Annotated in this window: 14 protein-coding genes; 8 read left to right on the top strand and 6 right to left on the bottom strand. The window is 64.4% G+C overall.

What is annotated here, in order from left to right:
• Nucleotide 1 precedes the first annotated feature (1 nt).
• The gene (locus IQ24_RS18235) at nt 2-961 is read left to right on the top strand and encodes a GNAT family N-acetyltransferase (protein WP_158637568.1); all 960 of its coding nucleotides are present in this window, start codon (nt 2-4) and stop codon (nt 959-961) included.
• On the opposite strand, the gene IQ24_RS18240 is transcribed toward IQ24_RS18235, so the two are convergent.
• The 4 genes from IQ24_RS18240 to hisA all read right to left on the bottom strand — a co-directional run bounded on the left by IQ24_RS18240 (nt 955) and on the right by hisA (nt 3,590).
• Complete coding sequence (locus IQ24_RS18240; protein WP_145399715.1) at nt 955-1,269, bottom strand: phosphoribosyl-ATP diphosphatase; 315 nt, start codon at nt 1,267-1,269, stop codon at nt 955-957. The genes IQ24_RS18235 and IQ24_RS18240 overlap by 7 nt on opposite strands.
• Nucleotides 1,266-2,027: an imidazole glycerol phosphate synthase subunit HisF gene (gene hisF, locus IQ24_RS18245; RefSeq protein ID WP_145399716.1), complete on the bottom strand. Its 762-nt coding sequence runs from the start codon at nt 2,025-2,027 to the stop codon at nt 1,266-1,268. Before hisF ends, IQ24_RS18240 begins: the two co-directional genes overlap by 4 nt.
• Before the next feature lie 230 nt (nt 2,028-2,257).
• Nucleotides 2,258-2,623, bottom strand: coding sequence for a hypothetical protein (locus tag IQ24_RS18250; protein WP_145399717.1), 366 nt, complete (start codon nt 2,621-2,623; stop codon nt 2,258-2,260).
• Between the two features lie 250 nt (nt 2,624-2,873).
• Nucleotides 2,874-3,590, bottom strand: coding sequence for a 1-(5-phosphoribosyl)-5-[(5-phosphoribosylamino)methylideneamino]imidazole-4-carboxamide isomerase (hisA, locus tag IQ24_RS18255; RefSeq protein ID WP_145399718.1), 717 nt, complete (start codon nt 3,588-3,590; stop codon nt 2,874-2,876).
• A gap of 181 nt (nt 3,591-3,771) precedes the next feature.
• Here hisA and IQ24_RS18260 point away from each other — a divergent pair, with 181 nt between their 5' ends.
• Entirely contained in the window at nt 3,772-4,158 is a 387-nt protein-coding gene (locus IQ24_RS18260; protein WP_145399719.1) for a DUF2147 domain-containing protein, read from the top strand.
• Nucleotides 4,159-4,218: 60 nt separating this feature from the next.
• On the opposite strand, the gene hisH is transcribed toward IQ24_RS18260, so the two are convergent.
• Both hisH and hisB read right to left on the bottom strand, forming a co-directional pair.
• Entirely contained in the window at nt 4,219-4,848 is a 630-nt protein-coding gene (hisH, locus tag IQ24_RS18265; protein ID WP_145399720.1) for an imidazole glycerol phosphate synthase subunit HisH, read from the bottom strand.
• Nucleotides 4,848-5,435, bottom strand: a complete 588-nt coding sequence (gene hisB, locus IQ24_RS18270) for an imidazoleglycerol-phosphate dehydratase HisB (RefSeq protein WP_145399721.1) — start codon at nt 5,433-5,435, stop codon at nt 4,848-4,850. The genes hisH and hisB overlap by 1 nt, the downstream gene beginning before the upstream one ends.
• A gap of 207 nt (nt 5,436-5,642) precedes the next feature.
• Here hisB and IQ24_RS18275 point away from each other — a divergent pair, with 207 nt between their 5' ends.
• The 6 genes from IQ24_RS18275 to IQ24_RS18300 all read left to right on the top strand — a co-directional run bounded on the left by IQ24_RS18275 (nt 5,643) and on the right by IQ24_RS18300 (nt 10,480).
• The gene (locus IQ24_RS18275) at nt 5,643-6,224 is read left to right on the top strand and encodes a hypothetical protein (RefSeq protein ID WP_199756636.1); all 582 of its coding nucleotides are present in this window, start codon (nt 5,643-5,645) and stop codon (nt 6,222-6,224) included.
• A 3-nt stretch (nt 6,225-6,227) separates the two neighbouring features.
• Entirely contained in the window at nt 6,228-6,590 is a 363-nt protein-coding gene (locus IQ24_RS18280; protein ID WP_145399722.1) for a cell division protein ZapA, read from the top strand.
• A gap of 280 nt (nt 6,591-6,870) precedes the next feature.
• A complete protein-coding gene (locus IQ24_RS18285) occupies nt 6,871-8,013 on the top strand; it encodes a sulfate ABC transporter substrate-binding protein (RefSeq protein WP_242008321.1) in 1,143 nt (380 codons plus the stop codon).
• A gap of 3 nt (nt 8,014-8,016) precedes the next feature.
• Nucleotides 8,017-8,850 (top strand): sulfate ABC transporter permease subunit CysT, encoded by an 834-nt coding sequence (gene cysT, locus IQ24_RS18290; protein WP_145399723.1) that lies wholly within the window; start codon nt 8,017-8,019, stop codon nt 8,848-8,850.
• Nucleotides 8,843-9,742 carry a sulfate ABC transporter permease subunit CysW gene (gene cysW / locus IQ24_RS18295; protein ID WP_242008323.1) on the top strand — a complete coding sequence of 300 codons (900 nt, stop codon included), beginning with the start codon at nt 8,843-8,845 and terminating at the stop codon, nt 9,740-9,742. The genes cysT and cysW overlap by 8 nt, the downstream gene beginning before the upstream one ends.
• An 18-nt stretch (nt 9,743-9,760) precedes the next feature.
• On the top strand, nt 9,761-10,480 hold the full coding sequence (locus tag IQ24_RS18300) for a sulfate/molybdate ABC transporter ATP-binding protein (protein WP_145399724.1): 720 nt from the start codon (nt 9,761-9,763) through the stop codon (nt 10,478-10,480).
• Nucleotide 10,481: the final 1 nt, after the last annotated feature.

Genomic DNA, 10,481 nt, shown 5'->3' on the forward strand with positions numbered 1-10,481 from the left:
CATGCGGGTGGCGCTGGAACGGACGCGGCCGGAAGATGTCGCGTCCCTCGTTCGGGCGCTGTCGCATCCTGACCTGAAGCGCTGGCTGAACTGGCCCGACAACCCGGAACAGATCGCCAAAGAGGTGCTGAATGAGGCCTCGGACAGCGAATATGCGATCCGCGTCGATGGGCAGTTCGCTGGTCTGATCCGCTGCCAGCCCGAGTTCGGCTTCTGGGTCGTGCCCGAATTGCAGGGCAGGGGGATCGCGCAGCGGGCGGGCATTCTGGCGCTGTCACGCCATTTCGCCACCGGGCATGAGCGCGCCTTCGCCACCACGCGCGACGGAAATGGCGCCTCGCTGGCCGTGCTGACGCGGCTGGGTTTCACGCCGAACGGCCCGATCCGGCTGTACTCTCAGGCCGTGGGCGATGAGGTTCCGGGGCAGATATTGGCCCTGACACGCGCCGATTTCGCCCGCGCCGTGCCCTTCCGGGTCCAGACCCCGCGCACCGAGATCCTGCCCTTCACCGCCGACGACCTGCCCATTCTGCACGGCATTGCCACCGCGCCCGAGGCCGCGCGCATGCTGCTGATCTTTCGTCCGGGGATGGAGCAAATCGCGTTCAACGCGCTGATGACGCCCTTTGCTGGTCGTCCGCCGTTTCGCGCGGCGGTCCGGCTGGGGGACCGCACCATCGGCTCGATCGGCGTCGGCAAGGGAGAGACCCCGCCGATCTTCTATTTTCTGGCGGCGGATCAGGCGGGCAAGGGCATCGCCTCGGAAATCGTCCCCGCCTTTTGTGATGAGCTTGCGCTGCGCTATGGTCTGCAGGGCCTCACGGCCGAGGTGATGGCCGACAATCCCGGCTCGGCCCGCGTGCTGGAAAAGGCCGGGTTTTCCAAAGTCGAAGCGATCACGATGCTCAGCAAGGGCCGCGAAGGCCCCGCGCCCGGCTGGCTTTACCAGCGCGATTACTGACCGCGCGCCGCCTTTTCCTCGATCCCCGAGCGGCCCTCGCGCCGCTCCAGCTCGGCCAGCACATCGGTGAGCGTCAGATCACGCGCGGCCAGCATGACCAGCAGGTGATAAAGCGTGTCTGCCGCTTCCGATACCAGACGCTCAGGGTCGCCTCTCACCGCCTCGATGATCGCTTCGACGGCCTCTTCGCCGAATTTCTCGGCACATTTCTCGGGGCCCTTCGACAAAAGCTTGGCGGTCCAGCTGGTGTCGGGATCGGTACCCTTGCGCGACTGGATGGTCGCGGCCAGGCGTTCGAGTGCGTTCATGTCAGCCTCACGGGGATGCCTGCGGCGGCCATATGCTCTTTGGCCTCGCGGATGGTGAAGGTGCCGAAATGGAAGATCGAGGCTGCCAGCACGGCGCTGGCATGCCCTTCCAGCACGCCCTCGGCCAGATGGTCGAGCGTGCCGACCCCGCCCGAGGCGATGACCGGAATACTCACTGCATCGGCCACGGCGCGGGTCAGCGGAATGTTGAACCCGGCCTTGGTGCCATCGCGGTCCATACTGGTCAGCAGGATCTCTCCGGCACCCTTTTCGGCGATCAGCCGGGCGAATTCGACGGCGTCGATGCCGGTGGGCTTGCGGCCGCCATGGGTGAAAATCTCCCATTTTCCGGGCGCGACGGTCTTGGCGTCGATGGCGCAGACGATGCATTGGCTGCCGAAACGGTCCGCTGCCTCGGCGATCACGTCGGGGTTGGCGACAGCGGCCGAGTTGAAGCTGACCTTGTCGGCCCCCGCCAGCAGCAGGTCGCGCACGTCCGTGTGGCTGCGCACGCCGCCGCCAACGGTCAGGGGCACGAAGCATTCCTCGGCGGTGCGGCGCACCAGATCATACATCGTGCCGCGATTTTCATGCGTCGCATGGATGTCCAGAAAGCAGATCTCATCCGCGCCTGCGGCGTCATAGGCCCGCGCAGCCTCGACCGGGTCTCCGGCATCAACCAGATCGACGAAGTTGACGCCTTTGACGACGCGCCCATCGGCAACGTCCAGACAAGGGATAACGCGGGTTTTCAGCATGCGGGCCTCCTGACTGCGCCTGATTACCGGGTTCGGCGTCGGGGCGAAAGAGCGTTGCGCCTGCGGGGTACGAAACAGGGCGGGCGACGCATTCGATCCCGGCCCGGATCAGAAAGCGCCGCCCGCGACAATGCATTGGGCCCACCACAAACCCGCCGCATTGAAACAATACACTCGTTAACCAACAACCATATGCCGATGCACAGAAGAAGAAACCGGCACTTGTTACGCTACAGACCCAGACACTCGTTCTTGACAGACCCGCCCGACGGGGGCTCCAGCCAGCGCTCGATCACCTCGGCCAGCATCCCGAACACCACAATCGGGAGGCTGACGAAGGACAGGATCAGCAGGCCAAGACCCAGGACGGGGTAGATGGCATGCGCCAGAAGCGCCGGAACGATGCCACAGTTCCCGCCATTCCCGCCGATCATGATGGCCGCTCCGCAATCGAGGCTGAGAAGCCATGCCATCACCAGACAGATCGGCCCGGGAAGCAGGACCCAACGCAGCGCGCAGCGCCCGGCTGGTGACGCCATGAAACGCGTCGCCCAGATCAGGGTCAGAGCAACTAAAAACAGTGAAATCAGTACCATGCCCTTCTCCTTTCTGCTTCCCGATGAATTCAGAATAGCAGTTAATAAACGGTGTTCAATATCTTTCTGAAAAATTATTTAACATCGTTCATTTATTGAAGAAATTGTCGGTTTCTGGTGCCGAAAGGGCCGGGGAAGGCAGGGAATCAGCCCCGAATCCTGCCTCGCAACGCCAGCGCTCAGCCCGGGCGCGAATCAAAAAGCCGGCGCGATGACGCCGGCTTCAATTTCATGACATTGAAAGGGCGTTTCAGTCCAGCGCGCGCAGCGCCGCTTCCAGATCAATCGCACCATCGTAAAGCGCCCGGCCCGAGATCGCCCCGGCAATCACCCCCGTCTGGCGCAGCGCAAAAAGATCCTCCATCGAGGACACGCCGCCTGACGCGATCACCGGGATCGAGACCGCCCGCGCCAGCGCCTCGGTCGCCGCGATGTTCGGCCCCTGCATGGCACCATCCCGGTCGATGTCGGTATAGATGATCGCGGCCACGCCTGCGTCCTGGAAGTCCCGCGCCAAATCGGTCGCCATGACATCGGTCTCTTCCGCCCAGCCGCGCGTCGCGACGCGCCCCTGACGGGCGTCGATGCCCACGGCGATGCGCCCCGGATGGGCAAGGGCAGCCTCGCGCACCAATGCCGGACGCTCGACGGCCACGGTCCCAAGGATGACCCGGGCCACACCGCGCTCCAGCCAATAGTCAATGGTCTCCATGTCGCGAATGCCGCCGCCCAGCTGTACCGGGATTTCGGTCGCGGCGATGATCGCCTGAACCGCGCCGTCATTCACCGGCTTGCCCTCGAAGGCGCCGTTCAGGTCCACCAGATGCAGCCATTGCGCGCCGGCATCCTGAAACGCCTGGGCCTGCGCGGCGGGATCGCTGCCGAAGACGGTCGCCGCCTCCATGTCGCCACGCAGCAGTCGCACGCAGTTTCCGTCCTTGAGGTCGATGGCGGGGTAAAGGATCATCGGGTCTCTCCTGCAACAGTCGCGCCCCTTTGCCACAGCAGGCCCGAATGGGAAAGTCCCCGACCGGCAAAGTGGCGACCTGACGTCAGACTTGATCGGCGCAATCCCGCCCTCGCATGCTCCGGGAAGGGAGAGGAAATCTCCGCAATCGGGTCGGTGGACGACCCAAGGGAGGACTGCAATGAAGACGATCGCTTTCGCCACCCTGGCCCTGCTGGCGGGTACGATGGCTCATGCCGATGGCATCAGCGGCATTTTCCAGACCCAGGCCAATGATGAGGGCAACATCGGCATGGTCCAGTTCTATGACTGCGGCGGCAAATTCTGCGGCAAGCTGGTCAAATCCTTCGACGCTGCCGGAAATGAGATCTCCTCGCCCCATACCGGCAAGAACATCGTCGCCAATATGAGCGATGACGGCGGCGGCAAATTCTCGGGCGGCACGATCTGGGACCCGGGTGCCGACAAGACCTATCGCTCGAAGATGGAGCTGAAAGGCGCGAACCTCGCGGTGTCCGGCTGCGTCGCGATCATCTGCCGCACGCAGAACTGGATCAAGGTCCAGTAGCGCCTTCTTTCATGTGAAAATATCCACGGGGGTCCGGGGGCAGTCAGCCCCCGGTGCGCCTCAAGGGGCCCAACGCAGGAAGTTCGCGATCAACCGCAGCCCGACTGCCTGTGATTTTTCCGGATGGAACTGCATGCCGACAATATTGTCGCGCCCGACGATCGCCGTCACCGGCGCGCCATAATCGACCGTCGCCAGAAGATGCGCAGAGTCGCGCACGCGAAACTGCCAGCTGTGCACGAAATAGGCATGATCGCCGGTCGTGATCCCGTCCAGCACCGGATGCGGGCACAGAACTTTCAGATCGTTCCAACCCATATGCGGCACCTTCAGGCCGGGGGCCTCAATCGCGTCGATCTCGCCACCGATCCAGCCCAGTCCTTCGGTGTCATGATATTCATGCCCCAGATCGGCCAGCATCTGCATGCCGACGCAGATGCCCAGAAAGGGCGTGCCGCGCTGAAGGACGGTCTCGCGCAGCGCCTCGACCATGCCGGGCACGGCATCAAGTGCGGCCCGGCAGGCGGGGAAGGCTCCATCGCCCGGCAGGACGACACGGTCGGCCTTTCGCACCAGATCGGGGTCACTGGTGACCAGAACCTCGGCCCCCGCCTCGCGGCCCATCAGGGCAAAGGCCTTGGCGGCGGAATGCAGGTTGCCGCTGTCGTAATCGATCAGCGCCACCCGCATCAAAGCGCACCCTTGGTCGAGGGCAGCACGCCCGCCATGCGCGGATCAGGCTCGACGGCCTCACGCAGCGCGCGGGCGACGGCCTTGAAGGCGGCTTCGGCGATGTGGTGCGAGTTGAAGCCGTGCAGGCGGTCCACATGCAGCGTGATGCCGCCATGCGTCGACAGAGCCTGGAAAAACTCGCGCACCAGTTCCGTGTCAAAGCTGCCGATCTTCTGCGTCGGGAAATCGACATTCCAGACCAGGAAGGGCCGGGCCGAGAGGTCCAGCGCCGCCCGCACCAGCGTGTCATCCATGGCCAGATGGAACGAGCCGTAGCGCCGGATCCCCTTCTTGTCGCCCAGTGCCTTGACCAGCGCCTGCCCGATGGTGATGCCGGTGTCCTCGACCGTGTGGTGATCGTCGATGTGCAGATCGCCCTTCGCGGAAATGGTCAGGTCGATCAGCGAATGGCGGGCCAGCTGATCCAGCATATGGTCGAAGAAGCCGATGCCGGTGTGGTTCTCGTAACGGCCGGTGCCGTCCAGATCCAGGGTGACCTCGATGCTGGTTTCGGCCGTGGAGCGGGTGATCGTGGCGCGGCGCATGCGTGGTCCTCCGTTTGAACTCTCGCAGCCTTATAAGTGTCGGTCAGCTCATAGGAAAGCCGCGATTCGCCTCGGGCTTGGGGCGTTCCAGCCTGCATCCAGCAGCTCCGCAAGATCGCCGATCGGGCATGCGCCGCTTTCCGCGTCCTTGTCATATCAAGCTTGCGGTGTCACAAAGTCTCAAATGAACCCAAAGGATGCAGGCCGATGAGAAACGACCTGAACGCCAGCGAGAAGCGCCTGTTCGCGGCGCTGGAGCGGATCGACGCCTATCTTGACCGCAGAGCCCAGGGCACGGATGCGGCGGCCACGGACACGGAGGGCAGTGCCCCCGGAACTGAATCCGAGGCCCGCGAGGACGCGCGCCGTCTGGCGCATCGCCTGGCTGTCACCGAACAGCGCCACGCCTCCGCCATGGCCGAGCTTGAGACCCGTCTGGAAGAGGCGCAGCGCCAGTTGACCGAGGCCGGGCGGCAGGCCGTCGCCATGTCTGCGGCCAATGAGACGCTGGCCAAGGCCAATCGCAAGCTTCTGGATGCCGGCGGCAGCATTTCCGGCGATGACGCCAGCGCCGCCCTTCAGGCCGAGATCGACGCGCTGCGGGCGGCTCGCGGGGCCGAGATTTCGCAGATGGGCGAGATCGTCGATGCGCTGGACCGCATGCTGGACACGCCCCCGCTGGACACTGGTCGTAACACGGCCAAGGCCGCGCGCGCGGCCAAAGCCGATCCTGACGCCGTGGTCGAAGACGATCAGGGTGCCGAGGTGGCGGAAGGGGAGAGGGGTTAAACCATGGCTCAGGTCGATTTCAACATCGGTCACAAGGACTATACCCTGGCCTGTCAGGAGGGGGAGGAGCGGCTGCTGAAGCGCGCGGCCGCCCTGCTGGATGGCGAGGCGCAGCAGATCCTGCAGCAGGCCGGACGCATGCCCGAGGCGCGGCTTCTGTTGCTGGCCGGGCTGATGCTGGCGGACCGCACCTCTGCGCTTGAGGACCGGGCCGCCTCGGCGGAACGCGAGCTTGCGCGGCTGAAGACGAACCCGCAGCGGGTCGAGGTTCCGGTCATTCCCGACAGCGTGTCGGAAGCCCTGGCCGAGCTTGCCGCCCGCGCCGAAGCTTTGGCGCAGAAAGCCGAGGACAGCCTGACCAGCTGACAAGACCCATCCGAGGTGATTCCAGAAGGGCCCGGGCGCGCAATGCGTCCGGGCCCTTCTGCTGTTCTGAACTTGGGAAATTCTTACTGCCGAACGGCCGGATTTCGCCACGAAAGAGAACAATCTTCTTAAGTGACTGGAAAAATTAAATAATAAATATCCATCGCCATTATCGTCTTTTCTTGCAATTAACGACAAACCCTGTCGTAATTAGCGCCATGGGATTGACCGCAGCCACGGACCGGCTGCGCCCGCAGAAAAACGGAAGGGAGTGTGCGATATGATCCGTACCATTCGAGTTAGCAGCAGCCACCTGGCACATGGTCGCGTCATCCGCCGCCACAAGGACGGTCAGCTGACCGTGGACAGCGGCGCCGGTCAGGCGACCGGTTTCCCGCTGCGTCCGGGCCTGTTCGAGCGTCTTGTCTTTCCGCAGACGCGCCGCTTCGTCGCCGCCTTCGTGACCCTTGCCGGTGTCGCGCTGGCCGGGCAGGTGCATGCCGAAAACCGGCTGCTGAACGTCAGCTACGACCCGACGCGAGAGCTTTACCGCGACGTGAACGCGGCCTTCGCCAAGAAATGGACCGATGAGGGCCATGAGGCACCGGTCATCGAGGCCTCGCATGGCGGCTCGGGCGCTCAGGCGCGGGCCGTGGTCGAGGGGCTGAAGGCTCAGGTCGTCACGCTGGCGCTGGGCTCGGACATCGACCGGGTCGCCGATGCCGGGCTGCTGCCCGAGGATTGGCAGTCGCGCCTGCCGCACAACTCGTCGCCCTATACCTCGACCATCGTGTTCCTCGTGCGCAACGGCAACCCGAAGGACATCAAAGACTGGGGCGATCTGGTCAAAGAGGGCGTCGAGGTCATCACGCCGAACCCGAAAACCTCGGGCGGGGCGCGCTGGAACTATCTGGCCGCCTGGGCCTGGGCCGAAAAGAACGGCAAGGACCCCAAGGAATTCGTGGGTGAGCTGTTCAAGCATGTTCCGGTTCTGGACACCGGCGCGCGCGGCTCGACCACGACCTTCGCCCAGCGCGAGATCGGCGACGTCCTGCTGGCCTGGGAAAACGAGGCCTATCTGGCGCTGAATGAACTGGGCGAGGACAATTTCGACATCGTCGTGCCCTCGGTCTCGATCCTGGCCGAGCCTCCGGTCGCCATCGTCGAAAAGAACATTGCCGATGATGAGCAGCGCACGCTGGCCAATGCCTATCTGGACTTCCTCTATTCGCCCGAAGGGCAGGCGCTGGCCTTCAAGCACTACTACCGTGCCTGGGACGAGAGTGCTGCCAACCCCGAGGACGTGGCCCGCTTCCCCAAGCTTGATCTGGTGACGATCAATGACTTCGGCGGCTGGCGGAAGGCGCAGCCCGAGCATTTCGGCGACGGCGGCATCTTCGACCAGATCTATTCGGGTTCGTGAGCCATGCGCGGCCTTGTGCAAAAATCCCCCATGCCCGGCTTTGCGCTGGGTATGGGCATCACGCTGACTATGCTGTCCTTGGTCGTGATCCTGCCGGTCGGCGCGCTGCTGTTCAAAGGCATCAGCTTTGGCCCGGCGCAGGTCTGGGGGGTCGTGACGCAGCCGCGCGTGCTGGCCGCGCTGTTTCTGTCCTTCAAGATCGCGGTCTATGCGGCGCTGTTCAATCTGGTCTTCGGCACGCTTCTGGCCTGGGTGCTGGCGCGTTATGAGTTCCCGGGTCGCAGGCTGATCGACGCGGTGGTCGATCTTCCCTTCGCCCTGCCCACCGCCGTGGCCGGGATCGCGCTGACCGCGCTTTACGCGCCGAACGGCATCTTCGGCAGCATCGCCAAGGATTTCGGCATCAAGATCGCCTATACCCAATGGGGCATCCTGATCGCGCTGGTTTTCGTGGGGCTTCCCTTCGTGACCCGCACCGTCCAGCCGGTCATCGCCGAGATCGAGCGCGAGGTCGAGGAAGCCTCGGCCACGCTGGGCGCAAGCCGCGCCTATACGCTGCGCCGGGTCATCCTGCCCATGCTGATGCCTGCCGCGCTGACGGGCTTTGCGCTGTCGCTGGCCCGTGCGGTCGGCGAATACGGCTCGGTCATCTTCATCGCGGGCAACCTGCCCATGAAGACCGAGATCGCGCCCCTGCTGATCGTCATCCGGCTGGAAGAGTTCGACTATAACGGCGCGGCCGCCATCGGCATCGCCATGCTGGCGATCTCGTTCGCGATGCTGCTGATCATCAACCTGATCCAGATCTGGAGCCGACGGAGAATCGGATATGTATGAGTCGACGATGCATCCCATGGTTACTGATATCGACAGCCGCAGCGCCCCCGTCTGGCGTCCCGTCACGCAGGAATCGCCGGTCGTCCGGGTGATCCTGATCACGCTCGCCGTTGGCTTCCTGACCGTGCTGGTTCTGGCCCCGCTGGGCATCGTCTTCGCCGAGGCGCTCAGCAAGGGTGTCGGTGCCTCGCTCAGTTCACTGGCGAACCCGGATGCACGGGCGGCGATCTGGCTGACGCTGGTGGTCGCGGCCATTGCGGTGCCGCTGAACGCGGTGACCGGCGTTGCGGCCGCCTGGGCGATCACCAAGTTCGAGTTTCGCGGCAAGGCCTTCCTGATCACGCTGATCGACCTACCGTTCTCGGTCTCGCCTGTGGTGGCGGGTCTGGCGCTGGTGCTGCTCTTCGGGGCGAACAGCCTGATCGGCGGCTGGTTCGTGGGGCAGGGCTATCCGATCATCTTCGCGCTGCCGGGCATCGTGCTGGCCTCGGTTTTCGTGACCTTCCCCTTCGTCGCGCGCGAGCTGATCCCGATCATGATCGAGCAGGGACGTCAGGAGGAAGAGGCCGCGCTGACGCTGGGCGCCTCGGGCTGGCGAACCTTCCTGACGGTGACGCTGCCCAATATCAAATGGGCGCTGCTTTACGGCGTCCTGCTGTGCAACGCCCGCGCCATGGGGGAATTCGGTGCCGTGGCCGTCGTCTCGGGCAAGATCCGGGGACAGACCGCCACCATGCCGATCGCCATCGAGATGGCCTATAATGAATATCTTTCGATCGCGGCCTTCAGCATGGCGGGCCTGCTGGCGATGCTGGCGCTGGTCACGCTGGGCCTGAAAACCGTGCTGGAATGGCGCTATGCCGACCAGCTTGCCACAACCCACCGCCACTGAGCCGAAGTGAGGTTAATGATGCATATTGAAATCGAAGAAATCGCCAAGACCTTCGGGGCAACTGCGGCCCTGCACCCGGTCAGCCTGCAAATCCCCTCGGGCGCGCTGGTGGCGCTGCTGGGCCCCTCGGGCTCGGGCAAGACGACGCTTCTGCGCATTCTGGGCGGGCTGGAATACCCGACCTCGGGGCGGGTGCTGTTTGACGGGCAGGACGCGACCGGGCTCTCCGTGCAAGAGCGTCGCGCGGGCTTCGTCTTCCAGTCCTATGCCCTGTTCCGGCATATGACGGTCTTCGAAAACATCGCCTATGGTCTGCGCGCCCGTCCGCGCCAAAGCCGCCCCACCGGGGCCGAGATCGACCGCCGCGTCCACAAGCTGCTCGACCTGATCCAGCTGCCCGACATCGGCAAGCGTTACCCCTCGCAGCTGTCGGGCGGCCAGCGTCAGCGCGTCGCTTTGGCGCGGGCGCTGGCGATCGAGCCGCGGATGCTGCTGCTGGACGAACCCTTCGGGGCGCTGGATGCGCGGGTGCGCAAAGAGCTGCGCGCCGGTCTGCGGCATATCCACGATTCGACCGGCCTGACCTCGGTCTTCGTGACGCATGATCAGGAAGAGGCGATGGAACTGGCCGATCTGGTCGTGGTGATGTCCATGGGCAAGATCGAGCAGATCGGGCGACCGCAGGACATCCGCTCGGCCCCTGCGACCCCCTTCGTGCGCGAATTCATCGAGGTCTGAG

Source organism: Paracoccus sulfuroxidans, from assembly GCF_007830335.1.
Taxonomy (GTDB): Bacteria; Pseudomonadota; Alphaproteobacteria; order Rhodobacterales; family Rhodobacteraceae; genus Paracoccus; species Paracoccus sulfuroxidans.